The sequence below is a fragment of the Dongshaea marina genome (assembly GCF_003072645.1).
In the GTDB taxonomy this organism is placed as follows: Bacteria; Pseudomonadota; Gammaproteobacteria; order Enterobacterales; family Aeromonadaceae; genus Dongshaea; species Dongshaea marina.
In genome coordinates this window covers 3,556,552-3,574,270 of record NZ_CP028897.1, presented here as the reverse complement: position 1 = coordinate 3,574,270, position 17,719 = coordinate 3,556,552, and the positions used below count along the sequence as shown (strand labels likewise).

At 53.0% G+C, this 17,719-nt stretch carries 18 protein-coding genes; 8 read left to right on the top strand and 10 right to left on the bottom strand.

The window, feature by feature from the left end; genetic code table 11:
- Nucleotide 1: 1 nt before the first annotated feature.
- The 5 genes from DB847_RS16725 (at nt 2) to DB847_RS16705 (ending at nt 5,882) form a co-directional block, all read left to right on the top strand.
- Nucleotides 2-247, top strand: coding sequence for a zinc ribbon domain-containing protein (locus DB847_RS16725; protein ID WP_108651724.1), 246 nt, complete (start codon nt 2-4; stop codon nt 245-247).
- 61 nt (nt 248-308) lie between these two features.
- Nucleotides 309-1,367 (top strand): protease SohB, encoded by a 1,059-nt coding sequence (gene sohB, locus DB847_RS16720; RefSeq protein ID WP_108651723.1) that lies wholly within the window; start codon nt 309-311, stop codon nt 1,365-1,367.
- Nucleotides 1,368-1,620: 253 nt separating this feature from the next.
- Nucleotides 1,621-4,278, top strand: coding sequence for a type I DNA topoisomerase (topA, locus tag DB847_RS16715; protein WP_108653006.1), 2,658 nt, complete (start codon nt 1,621-1,623; stop codon nt 4,276-4,278).
- A gap of 181 nt (nt 4,279-4,459) precedes the next feature.
- Entirely contained in the window at nt 4,460-5,470 is a 1,011-nt protein-coding gene (locus tag DB847_RS16710; RefSeq protein WP_108651722.1) for a substrate-binding domain-containing protein, read from the top strand.
- A 52-nt stretch (nt 5,471-5,522) separates the two neighbouring features.
- On the top strand, nt 5,523-5,882 hold the full coding sequence (locus tag DB847_RS16705) for a HigA family addiction module antitoxin (RefSeq protein WP_108651721.1): 360 nt from the start codon (nt 5,523-5,525) through the stop codon (nt 5,880-5,882).
- Between the two features lie 1,691 nt (nt 5,883-7,573).
- Here the strand turns inward: DB847_RS16705 and ruvX are convergent.
- From ruvX to DB847_RS25715, 7 genes are all read right to left on the bottom strand, one after another.
- Nucleotides 7,574-8,005: a Holliday junction resolvase RuvX gene (gene ruvX / locus DB847_RS16700; protein WP_407644423.1), complete on the bottom strand. Its 432-nt coding sequence runs from the start codon at nt 8,003-8,005 to the stop codon at nt 7,574-7,576.
- 4 nt (nt 8,006-8,009) lie between these two features.
- Entirely contained in the window at nt 8,010-8,564 is a 555-nt protein-coding gene (locus DB847_RS16695) for a YqgE/AlgH family protein (RefSeq protein WP_108651720.1), read from the bottom strand.
- Nucleotides 8,565-8,658: 94 nt separating this feature from the next.
- The gene (gshB, locus tag DB847_RS16690) at nt 8,659-9,618 is read right to left on the bottom strand and encodes a glutathione synthase (RefSeq protein ID WP_108651719.1); all 960 of its coding nucleotides are present in this window, start codon (nt 9,616-9,618) and stop codon (nt 8,659-8,661) included.
- A gap of 9 nt (nt 9,619-9,627) precedes the next feature.
- A complete protein-coding gene (rsmE, locus tag DB847_RS16685; RefSeq protein WP_108651718.1) occupies nt 9,628-10,359 on the bottom strand; it encodes a 16S rRNA (uracil(1498)-N(3))-methyltransferase in 732 nt (243 codons plus the stop codon).
- A 143-nt stretch (nt 10,360-10,502) separates the two neighbouring features.
- Nucleotides 10,503-11,885: an ATP-dependent RNA helicase DbpA gene (dbpA, locus tag DB847_RS16680; RefSeq protein ID WP_108651717.1), complete on the bottom strand. Its 1,383-nt coding sequence runs from the start codon at nt 11,883-11,885 to the stop codon at nt 10,503-10,505.
- A gap of 31 nt (nt 11,886-11,916) precedes the next feature.
- The gene (locus tag DB847_RS16675) at nt 11,917-12,522 is read right to left on the bottom strand and encodes a pseudouridine synthase (protein ID WP_234418634.1); all 606 of its coding nucleotides are present in this window, start codon (nt 12,520-12,522) and stop codon (nt 11,917-11,919) included.
- Nucleotides 12,405-12,758, bottom strand: a complete 354-nt coding sequence (locus tag DB847_RS25715; protein WP_234418418.1) for a S4 domain-containing protein — start codon at nt 12,756-12,758, stop codon at nt 12,405-12,407. The genes DB847_RS16675 and DB847_RS25715 overlap by 118 nt, the downstream gene beginning before the upstream one ends.
- A 229-nt stretch (nt 12,759-12,987) precedes the next feature.
- On the opposite strand from DB847_RS25715, the gene DB847_RS26135 reads away from it, so the two are divergent.
- Complete coding sequence (locus DB847_RS26135; protein WP_108653004.1) at nt 12,988-13,458, top strand: acyltransferase; 471 nt, start codon at nt 12,988-12,990, stop codon at nt 13,456-13,458.
- A gap of 21 nt (nt 13,459-13,479) precedes the next feature.
- Here DB847_RS26135 and DB847_RS16665 read toward each other — a convergent pair whose 3' ends face one another.
- Nucleotides 13,480-13,947, bottom strand: coding sequence for a YehS family protein (locus DB847_RS16665; protein WP_108651716.1), 468 nt, complete (start codon nt 13,945-13,947; stop codon nt 13,480-13,482).
- Nucleotides 13,948-14,035: 88 nt separating this feature from the next.
- Nucleotides 14,036-15,388 (bottom strand): DEAD/DEAH box helicase, encoded by a 1,353-nt coding sequence (locus DB847_RS16660; RefSeq protein WP_108651715.1) that lies wholly within the window; start codon nt 15,386-15,388, stop codon nt 14,036-14,038.
- A 323-nt stretch (nt 15,389-15,711) separates the two neighbouring features.
- On the opposite strand from DB847_RS16660, the gene DB847_RS16655 reads away from it, so the two are divergent.
- Nucleotides 15,712-16,074: a ParB N-terminal domain-containing protein gene (locus DB847_RS16655; RefSeq protein WP_108651714.1), complete on the top strand. Its 363-nt coding sequence runs from the start codon at nt 15,712-15,714 to the stop codon at nt 16,072-16,074.
- A 57-nt stretch (nt 16,075-16,131) separates the two neighbouring features.
- Here DB847_RS16655 and DB847_RS16650 read toward each other — a convergent pair whose 3' ends face one another.
- A complete protein-coding gene (locus DB847_RS16650; RefSeq protein WP_108651713.1) occupies nt 16,132-16,893 on the bottom strand; it encodes a substrate-binding periplasmic protein in 762 nt (253 codons plus the stop codon).
- Nucleotides 16,894-17,037: 144 nt separating this feature from the next.
- Between DB847_RS16650 and DB847_RS16645 the strand changes: the two genes are divergently transcribed.
- The gene (locus DB847_RS16645; RefSeq protein ID WP_108651712.1) at nt 17,038-17,691 is read left to right on the top strand and encodes a hypothetical protein; all 654 of its coding nucleotides are present in this window, start codon (nt 17,038-17,040) and stop codon (nt 17,689-17,691) included.
- Nucleotides 17,692-17,719: the final 28 nt, after the last annotated feature.

The following is a 17,719-nucleotide window of genomic DNA, read 5'->3' as shown; positions in this document are numbered from 1 at the left end:
GATGGCTTTTCAACTGACTTGTCCTGCCTGCCAACATCCGGGGATCGGAATTCGCTCCGAGACCCCGAGCTGTCAGCATTGTGGCCAGGCCTTTTTGCTTCAGACCAACTGTCCCGAGTGTCAGCAACCTTTGGAGCGCCTCAAGGCTTGTGGGGCCGTAGACTTTTTCTGCAACCAATGCCGGAAAATGGTTTCAAAGCAGCAGGTGAGTTATCAACTGCTTCCTCAGGGCGAGTCGGCTGATTAATCGCAGCTGATGCCACTAAAGTGGCACTTTTGATCTAATTGGATAAATAAAGGAGCACGGCTTGGACTTTTTGCTTCAATACGGATTATTTTTGGCCAAAACGGCCACCTGGGTCATCGCGATCATAGTTTTGGTGGCGGTGATCCTGATGTTGGTGATGCGCCAAAAGCAGCGCAAGGGTGAGCTTGAGATCTCCAACTTGTCGGAGCAGCTTGATGAGACTCAGCATCGGCTGCAGTCTGAACTACTCTCCGGCGAAGAGCAGAAGCTGGTCGAGAAAAAGCGTAAAAAAGCCCAGAAAAAAGCGGCCAAAGAGCGCAAGCAGGCGCTCAAGCAGCAGGATGAGGGCAGTGAGCGCAACCAGAAATCCCGGCTGTTCGTACTGGACTTTAAGGGCAGCATTGATGCCAAAGAGGTTCGCTCCCTGCGCGAAGAGGTGAGCGCTGTGCTGGCAATCGCCTCCAGCAAGGATGAAGTCCTGGTTCGCCTGGAGAGCGGTGGTGGTGTGGTCCATGGTTATGGCTTGGCTGCATCTCAGCTGCAACGGATCCGCGATCGGCATATCCCGCTCACCGTGAGCGTGGATAAGGTCGCAGCCAGTGGTGGTTACATGATGGCCTGTGTGGCCGAGAAGATCCTGGCCGCCCCCTTTGCGATTATTGGCTCGATTGGAGTGATTGCTCAGCTGCCGAACTTCAACCGCCTACTCAAGCGTAACGATATCGATTTTGAGCAGCATACCGCCGGCGAGTTTAAACGTACCCTGACCATGTTTGGGGAAAACAGTGACAAGGGACGAGCCAAGTTTCGCGAAGATCTGGAGGCGATTCATGGCCTGTTTAAGGACTTTGTGGGTGAACATAGACCCGAACTTGAGCTCTCCAAGGTGGCGACCGGTGAGTACTGGTTTGGCCGTCAGGCCCTGAAGCTCGGCCTTATCGATACCATCCAGACCAGTGATGAGTATCTTCTGAGCCAGCATCCGGATCGAACCTTGGTTGGCGTTCGTTACGTGGTACGCAAACGGTTGGCTGACAAATTGAGCCACTCGGTGAGCCTCGGGATTGAGCGGGCAGTGGCTCGTTTGGCTACTTCGAGCCCATTTTCCTGGTTGCGTTAATTGACGCAGCCCAAGACCTGAACTCTACTTGTGTTCAGGAGCCTAGGATCGCAGGACAGGTTATTCTGCGATCCGCGTTGAAGTTGCAGCAGGGCGAAGGCGGTTAATTTGATTTTGGTTGTGGGTGGTAAAAACTAAATAAGTTTGCATTTTTACCTGATATACCTTATACCCCCCACCTTTGAGTCTTTGAGTCTGCCTGGTGGCAGGCGGGATGCGCATCGCGGCATCAGTAAAATTTGGTTGGCATTCTATGGCAAAATCTTTGGTAATAGTGGAGTCGCCTGCAAAGGCAAAGACTATTAATAAGTATCTCGGGAAGGATTATGTGGTGAAGTCCAGTGTTGGACATATCCGCGATCTTCCGACCAGTGGTAGCGCGGCGGCGAAGAAAAAGGCTGCTCCTCGCACCACGACAAAGGGGCTGAGCCCCGAAGAGAAACTGGCGCAGAAAAAAGCAAAAGAGAAGCAGGCGTTGGTCACTCGAATGGGCATCGATCCGGAGCACAACTGGGCGGCACGCTACGAGGTCTTGCCAGGCAAAGAGAAGGTCGTCAATGAACTGCGTAGTCTGGCTGATAAGTGTGACACCATCTACCTGGCAACGGATTTGGACCGCGAGGGAGAGGCGATTGCCTGGCACTTGCGGGAGATCATTGGGTCCGATGAGCACACCTATCACAGGGTGGTGTTTAACGAGATCACCAAGTCGGCGATCACCGAGGCCTTCTCTCATCCGGCCGATCTGAATATGGACAGGGTCAATGCTCAGCAGGCGCGTCGCTTCATGGATCGCGTGGTGGGCTATATGGTTTCGCCACTGCTGTGGAAAAAAGTGGCCCGAGGCCTGTCTGCCGGGCGAGTTCAATCGGTTGCGGTCCGCCTGGTGGTGGAGCGTGAGCGGGAGATCAAGGCGTTTGAACCCCAGGAATACTGGGATCTGTTTGCCAAGCTCAAGGGCAGCAAGCAGCAGGCGTTGACGGTTCAGGTGGTACGCGAGTCTGGTAAGGAGTTTCGCCCGGTTAATAAGGCACAAACCGATGCTGCGATCGCCCTGCTCAATCAGGCAAGCTATCGGCTGAAAAAGCGCGAAGATCGCCCGACCAAGAGCCGCCCATCTGCACCCTTTATCACCTCGACCCTGCAACAGGCGGCGAGTACCCGCCTTGGATTTGGGGTTAAGCGCACCATGATGTTGGCACAGCGCCTCTATGAAGCGGGTTACATCACCTATATGCGTACCGATTCGACCAACCTGAGCCAGGAAGCGGTTGAGTCGGTTCGTGACTATATTCAGGGGGAGTTTGGTGATAATTACCTGCCTGAGGATCCTAAGCGTTATGGCTCTAAAGAGAATGCCCAGGAAGCGCACGAGGCGATTCGTCCCTCGAATGTGAAGACGCTGCCCGGCAAAGAGCTGCAGGGAATGGAAGTCGATGCCCTCAAGCTTTATGAGCTGATCTGGCGCCAGTTTGTGGCTTGTCAGATGGTTGATGCTCTCTATGATTCGACCACCCTGACCGTTGAAGCTGGAGATATTGAACTACGGGTCAAGGGACGAATTATGCGTTTTGATGGTTGGACCCGGGTTCAACCTGCCGCTCGCAAGAAAGGGGAAGAGGATACGGCGCTGCCGAATATTCAGGAGGGCGAAGCCCTGACCCTGGATAAGCTTGATCCGGCTCAGCACTTCACTAAGCCACCGGCACGCTTTAATGAAGCCTCCCTGGTACGTGAGCTGGAAAAGAAGGGGATTGGTCGCCCATCCACCTATGCATCCATCATCTCTACCATTCAGGACCGCGGCTATGTGCGAGTTGAGAAGCGTCGCTTCTTTGCCGAGAAGATGGGTGAAATCGTCACCGATCGCCTGATCGAGAACTTCGAAGAGCTGATGAACTATGATTTCACCGCTCAGATGGAGAACAAGCTCGATGATGTGGCTCACGGTGAGCGAGTCTGGACCGATACCCTGGATGCCTTCTACGGTGAGTTTTCCAAGGAGCTTGAGGAGGCCTCTGCACCAAGTAGTGAAGGGGGAATGCGCGAAAATCAGATGGTTTCCATTGATGTGGATTGTCCGGCCTGTGGCCGTAAGATGGGGATCCGCACCGCAACGACAGGGGTGTTCCTGAGTTGTACCGGCTATGCTCTGCCACCGAAGGAGCGCTGTAAGCAGACCATCGATCTGGTGTCCAGCGACGAGTTTGAGTCGGTGACCGCCGATGATGCCGAGCGCGAGGTTGAAGCCTTGCGGGCAATGCACCGCTGTCCTAAGTGCCAGACCGCGATGGATAGCTACCTCATCGATGAGCAGCGTAAACTGCACGTCTGTGGCCGCAACCCGGACTGTGATGGCTATGAGATAGAGCAGGGGCAGTTTAAGCTCAAGGGTTATGATGGCCCGATCATCGAATGTGATCGCTGTGGTCAGGACATGAAGCTCAAGACAGGGCGTTTTGGTGCCTATATGGGCTGTACCAATGAGGAGTGTAAGAACACCCGTAAGATCCTCAAAAGCGGTGAGATTGCACCGCCACGGGAAGATCCGGTTCATCTCCCAGAGCTCACCTGCAGCAAGTCTGATGCCTATTTTGTGCTACGTGATGGCGCGGCCGGGCTATTTTTAGCGGCTAGTACCTTCCCTAAGTCCCGTGAAACCCGGGCACCTCTGGTGGAGGAGCTGGTTCGCTTTAAAGATCGCTTGCCGGCCAAGTTTATCTATCTGACCGAGGCCCCGGCTCAGGATCCCGATGGTAACAAGGTGATGGTTCGCTTTAGCCGTAAGAACAAAGAGCAGTATGTGATGAGTGAAGTTGATGGCAAGGCCACCGGCTGGACGGCTCATTACCGGGATGGCTTGTGGATCCCTGAGCAGAAGAAGAGTCGCCGCACCAAGGCATCAGCTTAAACTTTACACTGGATAGATTAAAAGGCCGCGTTGCGGCCTTTTTTGTGCCTTGCCGTCGCAGACGATCACCCCGCTGTCTTCTCACCCGGGAGTTGCTACCACCACGACCAGGCTCTCAATTTCCCACTCGGCCGCTGCCACCTATACTTGACTCAGGACTCCCGGGTTTATAGGACATGTGATGATGCCGGTTATTTACCCCCTCCTGCTATGCAGCCTTGTTCTTAGCTTATCTTCGGTTCTCGGAGCTTCAGAGCTGAGATTTGCCATGGTTCCCAAGCAGGTCGATAACCCGTTTTTCATCGCCAGTGGTCAGGGGTGTATGGCTGCAGCGGCGGAGCTTGCCGATGTTGAGTGTATTTTTCGCGGTAGCTCTAATATCGATGTCAGGCGTCAGGATAAGATCATTTCGGATCTGATTGATGAGGGCGTTGATGGTATCGCGGTGGCTATCTCTCAATCAGAGTATCTTGCAACACACAGCATCCAAAAAGCGATTTCCCGGGGGATCCCTGTGATCACCTATGATGCAGACTTTTCTCCTGAATCACTCAGCAAGAACCAAAAGCTGCGCCTTGCCTATGTGGGAACCGATGATGTTGAGATCGGGCGCGCTCTGGGGGAGCAGCTCAAGCAGTACAGGCCCCAGGGAGGAACCCTGGTGATCCAAAGTGGGCGGCCTGATTCTCCGAATCTGAATCTTAGGGTGATGGGGGTACGCTCCGCGCTCTCTGGCCATAGCTATCATCATCCACCGGGAGAGCCTCTTCGGGGGCAAAATGGGTGGTATGAGTTTAGTGAACCCTTGTATAACTACGGGCAGTTTGAGCGCGCGTTCAAGGAGTTAAAAGCGGTCTTGCGGACATACAGGGATAAAGATATCGATGCATTCGTTGCTGTTGGTGGCTGGGTTCAGTTTGTGGAGGGTTACCGTGAGCTGATTGAGCCCCACAAAGCGGAGCTTGAGCAAAAAAAGCTCATCCTGATCATCGCAGATTCGGCCGAGATACAGCTTGAATATCTAAAGGAGCGGCTCGCCCATGGAAACATTGGGCAAAATCCCTTCGAGATGGGGCGGCAAGCTCTTTTTACCCTGTATAAAATCGTCAGGGGTCAGGATTATCAAAAAGTGATCAACATCCCTATGACCTACTGCACACCACAGAACTATGCAACCTGTGCTAAGGGTTAATGCGTTAGAGCTTGATGGCAGATGATCTCAGGCCTGCCGAGGAGGTTGTAAGATGAGCCTTGATACGATGAAAAACTCCTCTTGGTCAAAGGAGAGCTCAGAGCGTTTGAATCACACCATGGAGCAGATAGAGGAGGAGGTAAAGAAGGATAAGGCACTGACTCACCAGCAAGCCAAGCCTGTGACTCCGGGAAAAAAGCTCACAGAGGAGTACATAGGCTCGGTCGGGATGACCGAAGGCAAGCTCTCTAAAGTCTCCGGAATTTCGTTGGAGACGTTAAAGCGCGTTTTGGCGGGTGAGCAGCCAGTCACTCCACAGATAGCCGTGAGGTTGGCTAAGTCCCTGGGCACAACCCCTGAGCTCTGGCTCAACCTGCAATCCAAGTTCGATAAGTGGAAGGGAGAGGGCTAACAAATCGGCCCCGGCGAGACCGGCAGTCGGCAGCTAGTGGCAAACAGTCATCCGCAGGATATATAAGGTTTGTTATTGGTACAAAGCGAACCTTCATCATTTAACCTGCGGTCAGCTTTTTGTGCCTGTGGCACAGATGTTGGGGGCGCCCGACTGCGCCCTACTTTTGTATCGTCAAAAGTAGGCAAAATCTCACTCCGCGCTGTGAGTCCATCCACAGAGCTACGTAGTTCGGCATCCTGCCTCTAACACATAAAAACCTAAATTTCCTCTATAGCTGAATCGGAGAAAGGAACATGATCCCCCGTGAGCGAGCGCCGAGGCGAACCGTTGAGGATTCAGGTCTAATCACATGGATGTGATGAGATCTTAGCCGTGACAGGGATGTCGCGTCTAAGTGGTGCCTTAATCCTTAGGTGAGTCGAAGGTTCAGCGAGATCCGGGGCGCCCCGGGAGATGCAAGAGGGTGCGGGCGAGCGCACCTTCTTGCCTGCTGCCGGTCAGCACCGGCACTTGCAGCGAAGCTGCAGATTAGTCGTGCGCAGCACAATCAACAGTTCGCTATAGGTACAAAGCCAATTTCTGCTTTGTCCTTCGGACAGGATTTTGTGCCTTTGGCACAATTGTCCGGCCGCGGACTACGGGTTAGGGGGACTGCTCACCCAGTCCCCCTAACAACCCCGAGGGTACCCCCTCGATTCGTGAAGATCCTGAAAATCACTTACTCCTTGAAGCTCAAGCATAGACACGCCGCATACCATCCATGATATGCCTCCCCAGTTCGATATCCTTATCTCTCGTTCCGCCTCTCTGGGAGAGACTCCACCCCTGGCGTGGCTATGCACTCATGGCATCCTGCCATTCGGCTTCACTCGCATTATGATTTTCAGGCACGAATCAAAGGGGAAGTCCCCCCCGTAAGCGAGCGCCGAGGCAAACTATAAAACCACTATTTTTTGTTTTCGAGACAGGATGTCGAGCACCGCAGCTCTGCGGAGGGACTCGCAGCGCGAAGGGAGGTTTTGCTGACTTTTGCCGATACAAAAGTCAGGCGCTGTCGGCGCCCCGACATATCTGTGGCGAAGCCACAATATTAGCTGCATGCAATGCTATCAAGTTCGCTATTGGTACAAAGCCAACTTCTGCTTTGTCCTTCGGACCTACTATTTGTGCCTGTGGCACATTTGCCGCTGCGATGTATAGGATATACGAATGCAGCGATCACCAGGGATGGTTATAGCTGCCGAGCGGCGGCGGGAAAAGGCCGTTCTCAGGCGGCTATCATCCTGACAGCCCTCCCCAGTTCGGCATCCTGCCTCTCGTTTCGTTACTTCGGAAGTAACTTCACCCCTATACTGATTGGCTTTTCGTGGCATCCTTGCCACTCACCCTTTGCTCCTACTTGAAACCCTCGGCGCAAATAGACGGGGCCCTAAATCCCCGTGAGCGAGCGCCGAGGCGAGCCGTGAAGGATTAAGGTTGAGCGATAGGGATATCGTGAAAGCTTAGCCATCACATGGACGTGATGTCTAAGCTGTGCCTTGAGCCTTAGGTGAGACGAGGATGCAGCGAGGTTCGGGGCGCGAGGGGATTGCAAAGGGGAAAGGCGTTTGCCCCTTTGCTCGCTGTCGGGCGATCCCGACATTCATGCAGCGCAGCTGCAAACAGCCATCAGCAGGATAAATTATCCTTCAGTCGTATTGCCGTTCCATCCAGCTTTCAAGGATCAGCTGCGCCGAGGCCGCATCGATCTTGCCCTTATCCAGGGCCCTGTAGCCTCCGGCTGCAAACAGCCGCTCCTTGGCATCAGCGGTGCTCAGGCGTTCATCGCAGAGCTCGACCCGTTTCCCGAAGCGGCCATGCAGGCGGTTGGCGAATTTACGGGCCAGCTTGGTAACCTCCTGCTCGGTGCCATCCATATTTAGCGGCAGGCCGACGATCAGCAGATCCGGCTGCCACTCATCAATCAGTGCCTTGATCTGATCCCAGTTTGGGATCCCATCCCGGGCCTTGAGACTGGTCAGAGGACGGGCGGTTCCTGTTAGCCGTTGGCCGATCGCAACACCGATACTCCGGGTGCCAAAATCAAACCCCATACAGGTTTGGTAATCAATGTGGGTCATCTGTTTATGCGTGTCCGATTTGAGAGGAGAGTTGCCAGATATCGATTCCCAGTGAGCGGGCTGCCATCTCCCAGCGCTGGTGAATCGGAACTTCAAAAATTAGGGCGGGATCGGCCGGGATAGTCAGCCAGACATTCTCTTTGAGCTCCTGCTCCAGCTGACCCGGATTCCATCCGGCGTAGCCCAGGGTAACCAGGTAGTCACTGGGTTCATGGTGAGAACCAAGAACCCCGAGGATATCCTTGGAGGTGGTGACCATCAGGTTGTCGGTCAGCTGTATGCTTGAGTCCATCCCTTTGCAGGGAGAGTGCAACACAAAGCCACGATCCAGAGAGATGGGGCCTCCCTGGAGAACCGGTTTGGCAAGCTTAGGTGATTCACCCGGATGAAAATCCAGCTGAGTGAGGAGTTCTTTGAGCGAAATATCGATAGCTATGTTGACCACCAGTCCCATCGCTCCCTGCTCTCTGTGCTCGCACAGATAGACGAGTGACCGTTCAAAGAAGGGATCCTTGAGGGTCGGCATCGCGATTAGAAAGTGGTTTTCAAAGTTTGTCATAGGCGCTCAACTACTCCCTACGCTTATTTCTAGTATGGCAGTTTCCGTATCATAGCCGGGTGAAATTACTCGTCCCTGAGCAATCTTTGTGTTTTTATTCCCGGGCGGTTGCAAGGCGTGCTTCGATTGCATCCATCAGCTTGCCTGTGATGCTGATGTCGAAAGCGGCCTCGATCTCCCGGATACAGGTCGGACTGGTGACATTGATCTCGGTCAGGCGGTTCCCTATCATATCCAGCCCGACGAAGATGAGTCCCTTCTCCCTGAGGGTCGGACCCACCGCATTGGCAATCGCCAGCTCTTCGGCTGTCAGAGGCTGAGCCTCACCCCGGCCTCCGGCTGCCAGGTTGCCCCGGGTTTCACCGCTGGCAGGGATCCGCGCCAGGGAGTAGGGGATCGCCTCGCCGTCAATCACCAGCACACGCTTATCTCCCTTGGTGATCTCCGGGATAAAGGTTTGAGCCATGCAGTAACGCTGGCCATGCTCGGTCAGGGTTTCAATGATGACCCCAAGATTCGGATCGTCGGCTTTCACCCGGAAAATGGATGCACCACCCATGCCGTCCAGAGGCTTGAGGATAATATCCTGGTGCTCCTGGTAAAAGGCACGGATCTTCGCCGCACTACGGGTGACCAGGGTGTGCGGGGTGTGCTCCGAGAACCAGGCGGTAAAGAGCTTCTCGTTTGCATCGCGCAGGCTCTGAGGCTTATTGACGATGAGGACCCCTTCATCTTCGGCACGCTCCAGAATGTAGGTGGCGTAGATATATTCGGTATCAAAGGGAGGGTCTTTACGCATCAGGATCACATCCAGCTCACTGAGGCTTTGATCATGAGCCTCACTGAACTTGTACCAGCAGCCCGGATCCTCTTCAACACACAGCTGCTTCATGGTAGCCCTGGCTTGCCCCTGGTCCAGATAGAGATCGTCCATCTCCATATAGTAGAGTTCATAGCCTCGGCCCTGAGCTTCCATCAGCATGGCGAAGCTGCTGTCTTTTTTGATATTGATCCCATCGATAGGATCCATCACGATCCCGAGTTTAATAGCCATAAGTATCCCTTAAGCCAGGTCGCCAAAGCGACATTGGAGTGCGGTAATCGCGGTCATTGCCGCGGTTTCAGTTCGAAGAACCCTTGGGCCCAGTAGTAACTCTTCAAAGCATGATCCAGAGCAAAGTTCGATCTCCTCCTCGCTGAGGCCCCCCTCAGGGCCAATCAGCAGGCGGATCCCATGCTCCGGTTGGGGCAGGGTATTGATGGAGTAGTGAGCTCTTGGGTGCAGGTTGAGCTTTAGCTCAGGCGTTTTTTCCTGGATCCACTGTTCCAGTGGCATAGGCGGGTGGATTAGCGGAACCTGGTTACGCCCGCATTGCTCGCAGGCACTAATGGCAATTTTCTGCCATTGCTGATGTTTTTTTGCCAGCCGCTCACCCGAGAGCTTGACTCCGCAGCGTTTGGAAAATAGCGGAGTGATCTCACGGACTCCGAGCTCGGTGGATTTTTGGATGGTGAGCTCCATTTTGTCACCACGGCTGATCACCTGACCTAAGTGGATCGGCAGTGGCGATTCGCAGTCGCGGTCATTGAATTCGCCAATAAGGACATGGACACTCTTTTTCTCAACCAGGTCGATTCTTGCCTGATACTGCCCGCCTTCACCGTTAAACAGGATCAGTTCCTGGCCGGCCTGCATCCGCAAAACCCGGGCCAGATGGTTGCTTGCATCGGCGTCGAGAGCGAGTGATTGTCCCTGTTGCAGGGGAGCCTGCTGATAGATTCTTGGTATACGCATGTTGTGAATTGGCCAAATTGAAGCTCAGCTATATGAGCATGTTACCTTAACCATGGGGATGGAAAAGAGGAGATTCAAGGAGTCTTTCGGGTTTTCTATGGCCCTGGGCAAAACGCTAAGGGCCATAGAGGATTACAGGGGGTCTATAAGATTCGAACCCGGAATGAGCGTCCCTTCATTTTGCCCTGGGAGAGTTTTTTCAGGGCAAGTCCAACAATATCCCTCTGGACCGCGACATAGGCACAATATTCAAAGAGGTTGATCTTACCGACCTCCTTGCCATCAATATCCTGGCCTGCCGTCAGAGCCCCCAAAATATCACCCGGACGAACCTTGTATTTTTTCACTCCATCGATCTGCAGGGTTCTCATGGGTGCTGGCTTGGTCGGCTTATCCAGCAGGTTGACGGGGGGAAGTGAGCCAAAGCGGATCGCCTGACGCAGGAATTTTTCCAGCTGCTTGAGTTGTGGCTCATCCTCGGCCGAGCACAGGGTGTAGGCTCGCCCTTTACTGCCGGCTCGTCCGGTACGTCCGATACGGTGGATATGTACTTCGGTATCTTTTGCCAGCTGGTAGTTGATCACCACATCGATGGATTCAATATCTAGACCCCGTGAGGCAACATCGGTGGCGACCAGCACGGAGACACTTTTATTGGCAAATTGAACCAATAGCTCGGTTCGATCTTTTTGCTCAAGCTTACCCGATAGCGCCAGGACGCTGAAACCGTAGCCGGCAAGAGCCTCTGCGACCTCGTGGGTTTCATGCTTGGTGTTACAGAACACCACGCAGCTTTGGGAGTGAGACTGTTGTAGCAGCAGCCTGAGCGCCTTCATCCGCGATTTCTCATCCTCTACCTGGTAGAAATGCTGCTCTATGCTGTTGCTATCATGAAAGGTTGCGGCCTGGATCATTTCCGGCGACTGCATGAATTCGCTGGCGAGGACGCGGATCTTTCTTGGGTAGGTTGCACTCAGCAGCAGGGTCTGGCGCTGGGTCGGCAGCTCTTCGAGGATCCCCTCCAGGGAGGGCAGAAAGCCCATATCCAGCATCCGGTCGGCTTCATCCAGCACCAGAGTTTGTAAATGAGAGAATTCGAGCTCTCCCTTGAGGAGCAGCTCCTCGATGCGCCCCGGCGTTCCCACCACTATATGAGCACCATGCTTAAGAGACTTAAGTTGAGGACCAACCTGGATGCCACCACACAGGGTCAGCACCTTGGTATTGGGGATATTGCGAGCCAGTTTGCGGATCTCTTTGGCGACCTGATCGGCAAGCTCATGGGTCGGGCACAATACCAGGGACTGGATTGACAGATTGGCGGTATCGAGCTTGTTCAGAAGCCCCAGGCCAAACGCAGCGGTTTTTCCCGAGCCGGTTTTTCCCTGGGCGATCACATCCTTACCGGCCAGGATCGCAGGCAGGCTTTGGGCCTGGATCGGCGTCATGGCCTGGTACCCCAGAGAGCTAAGGTTTTCCAGTAAACGTGGATCGAGCTTAAGAGTTGAAAAGTCGGTTGGGCTCAAGGTGTTATTCCTGTATTTGGGGTTGAGATCGTTATTTGCTACGTTTTTTAGCTTTCAGGATCGTTTGACTATTGTATCTGACTTTAGAGCTTTGACGAGCCCTGGTTTTGTTCGGTTGAGGCTTGGCATCGGCCGTTAGCGCGGTCTTACGGGAGCCGGCAACAGCCTTGTTAATCTCTGTCATCTCTTTTTCGGTCAGATCTCGCCACTGCCCTGGCTTGAGGTTCCCCAGCTGAACATTCATGATCCGCACTCGCTTGAGTTTTTTGACCTCGTATCCCAGGTAATGACACATCCGGCGGATCTGCCGATTCAGTCCCTGAGTCAGAGTGATATTAAACACAAAGCGACTCTCGATCTTTACTTTGCAGGGTTTGGTGATGGTATCGAGAATCGGAACCCCCTTAGACATCTGTCTCACAAAGTGCTCGGTCAGAGGCTTATCGACCGTGACCACATACTCCTTGCTATGGGCGTTCTCCGAGCGCAGGATCTTATTGACTATATCGCCATCGCTGGTCAAAAAGATAAGCCCCTCAGAGGGCTTATCCAGTCGACCGATAGGAAAGATCCGCTCCGGGTGGCCAACGGCATCAATAATGTTTCCTTTGACGTGGCGCTCTGTGGTACAGGTGATCCCCACCGGCTTGTTATAGGCGATATAGACACGATCGGAGCGGTTACTGTCACTGGAGTGGATCGGCTTACCATCAACCTCAACGACGTCTTCGGGAGTAACCTTAGTTCCCAGTTCGGGATCTGGCCATTGATGGTCACCCGGTTATTCTCAATCAGCTTGTCAGCTTCACGGCGGGAGCAAAAGCCTGAGTCGCTGATAAATTTATTAAGGCGTTTTCCACTATTTGAATTCAAAATATGTTCCAATCATTTGACACTTGATGGCTGGTATCCGTGTTGGGAAAGCCCCGAACCGTTCCGGGCAAGACCGCTAATTTTAACATTTGAACGGGGTGAATGCGAACCCTGGGGGGGCTTTTGCCGGGCTGTCAGGGGGCGATAACTCGGCACTGGATAAATTCTCGGAAAGGGGGCGCACCTATCATACAGGAGGGCCTCAACCGGCTAACAATGAGGGATGCAGATGACACTAAGAGCTCCAAAGGTGATACAGGCAGGGATCCGTGATGTTCGGTTTGGTGATCATGTCACCCTGGTTGAGCCTGTGAATATCTATGGATGTACCCTTGGGGATGATTGCTTCGTCGGGCCCTTTGTTGAGATCCAAAAGCGGGTGGTGGTAGGCCAGGGTACCCGGATCCAATCCCATACCTTCATCTGTGAGAAAGTAACACTTGGGAAAAACTGCTTCATCGGCCACGGGGTGATGTTTGTTAATGATCTCTTCAAAGGCGGAGCGCCGGATCCGGATCCCAGGAGCTGGGGTGAGACCCGGATCGGAGATGGGGTTACGATTGGCTCCAATGCGACCATCTTACCGGTACAGATCTGCGATGGAGCCGTGATTGGAGCAGGTGCCGTGGTCACCCGGGATATCAAACAAAGGGGGATCTACGCCGGAAATCCGGCGCGCTTATTGCGAACTTTACCCTGAACTGAGGAGTAAAATACGCTGTTACTCAGTCTTATCTCTGTACTTGAGCTGCATCCCATAGAGGAAGTTTCGCAGGATCTGATCTTTGCACTCACGAAAGTGCTTATGTTCAGGCTTTCTGAAAAATGCACTCAGCTCGTGGCGGCTGACTCTGAGGTTGGCCAGATCCAGGATAGCCAGAATCTCATCATCCTTGAGGTTGAGGGCGATTTTCAGCTTTCTGAAGATAATATTGTTATTCAGGCGCTTCTCTGCAGGGTGGGCCGGTCCCTCTTTTTGGCCACGATGAACACTGATGAAGCCATTTAAAAAGTGAGCCAGTTGATGATCGCCACAGTTTTTGTAGCTGGGGTCATCCTCTTTTTTGAGCCAGCAGCTTAATTGCTCTCGGGTTACGGCATAGTCCGCTTTGGCAAACAGGGCGATCATTTTGCTATCGCTAATATCAAAGATGTAGCGTAGCCGGCGTAAGATATCGTTATTAGTCACGGCTTATCCTGGGTTGAGGCTCTGCACTTATCCTGAGACTGAGAGCTGAAGGCCAGTGGCAGCTTCGGCTGCCACTGGTAAGGATGGATTACTCTTCGTTAGAGTTATCTATATCTTCCGGGGCAACCCTGGGCTTGCGTTTAATCGGAGCTGCTCCCATCTCTATGCCCTGCACAAAGCGCTTACGCTGCGCCTTGGGTTTGCTGGCGTCTTTCGCCTTAGCTTTAGGCTTATTTGTTGCAGGGCCCTTGCGTTTTGAAGTGTGCTTTTTGTTTGGCTTAGGCTGTAGCCCCTTAAATTTTGCTTCCAGCCCCTCAATGGTGCTGAAGCTTAGCTCCTGGGCAAGAAAGGCCTCAACCTTCTTGAAATTCTCCCAATCTTTGGGGCCTACCAGAGAGATGGCATCGCCTTTGAGTCCGGCACGTCCGGTGCGGCCGATTCGGTGCACATATTCTTCGGCAAACTTTGGCATATCAAAGTTGATGACATGGGAGACATTGACGAGATCCAGGCCACGGGAGGCCACATCTGTGGTGATCAAAACCTTGTAAATACCTCGACTGAAGCCATCCATGATTCGGTTGCGAGCCCCCTGGCTGAGATCCCCACTGAGTGCTGCAGTATCTTTAATTCCCGACTCATCGAGAAGCTTGGCCAGGCGATCGGTATCGGCGCGGGTTGCGGTGAAGATAATCACCTGCTTGTACTCTTCTGTGCCCAGGATTTTCTGTAACAAAGCCTGCTTATGATCCAGGTGATCGCACAGGTAAAAGCGCTGTTTGATATCCTGGTGCTCGGTATTGGCCTGGCCAATCGCGATCCTCTTGGGCTCTCTGAGCAGCTCGGCAGCCAGAGAGTTAACCTCTGCATTTTCAAGGGTTGCAGAGAACATCATGGTCTGGCGCTGGCGATGATCGGCCGCCTGGTTGATCGCCCGAAGCTGTGGGGCAAAGCCCAGATCAAGCATGCGATCCGCTTCATCCAGGATCAAGAGCTCCAGGCCAGCCAGGTACAGGTTACGCTGCTCAAGGTGATCGGCCAGACGGCCTGGGGTTGCAACCACAATATGGGGATCCCGGCTCAGGGCTTTCGCCTGATCGTTAAAGTTTTCTCCGCCGAGAATACTGATCGCTTTAAAAGGCGTATTGGCGACCATCAGCCGCAGCTGGGCGTAAACCTGGTTTGCCAGCTCCCGGGTGGGAAGCAGGATCAGGACCCTGGGATCGCGTTTACTGAGGGCTTTCTGGCGGATGATCCGCTGCATGGTCGGAAGTAGAAACGCCAGGGTTTTCCCCGAGCCGGTTTTTGAGGAGGCGATCAGATCCTTGCCTGCCATCGCTGTAGGTATCGCCTGCTGCTGGATCTCGGTTGGTGTATCAAATCCCATATGCTCCAGGGTACGTAACAGACGTTTGTCGAGCGAAAAATCAGTAAATTGCAAGGGTCTCTCCGGCTTAAGGGGTTATAAAAACCCGCCATTATAGCGCGAAATGATGGCGATCGACTATGGGGTTAATCCGGAACCTCTCCTCGGGGGAGGGGAATTTGCCAAATAGAAGTCAGAGATTGGGGGCGAACGGGAAATTTGTGTTGTATATCACGCAATTAACCACACTTTTTGTATGCAAAATCAGTGGGGCTCATAAATACTTTTGGTATGGGGTATTTCCGGATGAGACCGGAATAAGGTGTGAGCTGCGAACAATGGAGCGTCGCTGAGTTGCTCACAAGAGCAGGAAACCAGAACAGTAGAGGGAATTACTCATGAGTTTTTGGTTCGAAGAAGCTGTCTATATTCCAGTAGATGACATTACTATCCCAGATAATGCCAGCCAACTGGATCAGGAGTTGGTGGGGAAGTTGGCTGAATCTATCGAGCGAGTGGGTCTGCTGAACCCGATTGTGATTGGTTGTGACCGGGTTTTATTGAATGGTCGGCATCGCCTTGAAGCATACAGAAAGCTTGGGCGTCATGTGATCGCCGCAGTTGCTGTTGGCTCTTCGGTGGAGGCCCAAAGGCATTTTGAACAGTGCCGGATTGAAGAGAAGTTATTCAAGAAGTATCCGACTCAGGAGGAGCTGGATAGCCTGGCATCTCATCATCGCAATATGCTCAAATCTGCATAGGGAGATGGGCGACGCTATCTAAGCTGTAGCGAGTCGCCCCATCAGATCCCCTGAACTTTATTCAAAACTTCCCGATTGCTTGTAACGAGCGATGATCTCGTTAATGGTGCCATCTTCAGTCATCTCGCCTATTGCCTTGTTTATCGGCTTGAGCAGCTGATGGTAATCGGGATGGATTTTAACAGATAGAGGTGCCTCGGAAAGTCGAATCTCCCGATGGAAGTTTCCTGGCGAAAAAGTTGAGCGAGACAGCAGATACATAAACTGGATGTCATCAAAGAATCCGTAATCGATACGATCCATGCTTAATTTTTGCAGCAGGATTTCGGCATTGTTCGACTGATCTTTCACTATGCTTCCTGAATCGAACAGTGGCTCAAACAGGGGGTAGTAATATCCCCTGACAACTCCAACCCGCTTACCTTTCAGATCTTCGGGAGTACTGATCGGAGGTGACAGCAGGTTTCGATAGACATGCTCCCTGACCTGCATGTAAGGGGTGGAAAAAATGAAGTAGCCTTGATCATGCGGTGTATTCCATATTCTGGAGTCTGCAAAGTTGATCTGGATCTCCTTGTGTTTGAGCATTTTACTAAGCCGCTTGGCCGGATAGAGTTTGAGCTCAACCGAGAGATTTGCTCGTTTGGCGATCTCCTGAAAAATATCGACGGCGATCCCGCTGAGTCTGGTATGGGACTGTATCGTGTAGGGCTTCCAGGGAGCGGTTGCCGCAACGATGGGCTGGCTGGCCCGGGCAGTGGATAGAAGCAGGAGTGAAGATAGACACAGACAATAAAAACAGAGCATCCGGTAAAACATGGTATCGCTCTCCTGAGATTTTCTTCCCTAAGTGTAGCTAATGAGAGGCCTGTGAGTTACGGATAACGCTTGTACCCAAGAGGCTTCACAGGGTTAAATATCAAGGAGTAGACTGGAGGAAGGATTAGCCAGGGAGAGTTGCCTATGCCACTTCGCGATAAGATCCGCGAGTTAACGAGCCGGGGATCGGGAGGATTGTCGTTTGATCCGTCCTGCTTTGAAGATGAGGTGGCGATGCAGACCGCCTGGAGTCCGCTCAAACCAGGAGGAACCAATTTTGCGACTCATAACCTGAGGCAAGTCTCATTGGCCCGTTATGAGTTCAGGATCCGTAGCTCGGCACGGCTGTTTGCTCTGGTATTTATTGCGGTTGGAATTATCGCCTGGATGACATCGGCGATCATAGGGCAGGAGCTCATCTATTTTGGGCTGCCTTTTGGGACAATATTTTTCGCCGTAGGCGTGCTTATTCTGCGTAGCTGGAGCTTGCCCAGGGTCTTCGATCTGGATGCCGGATATTACTGGAAGGGGCGGCGGCAGCCAAGGCTTGGAGAGCAGGAGAGGGTGAAAGAGAGCTGTGCCCTACGGGATATTCACGCCATCCAACTCCTCAGGGAGTATTGCCGCTCGAATACAGACAGTGGTAGTAGTGGAAGTTTTAGCTACGAGTTGAACCTGGTACTTAGGGATGCAAGTCGTCTGAATGTTGTGGATCATGGCAATCTGAGGCTTATTCGCCATGATGCTCAGAGGTTGGCTGCGTTTTTACATATTCCGCTGTGGGATGTCACAGGCTGACTCTTGGCCCGCCAGGGCTTTATTTACC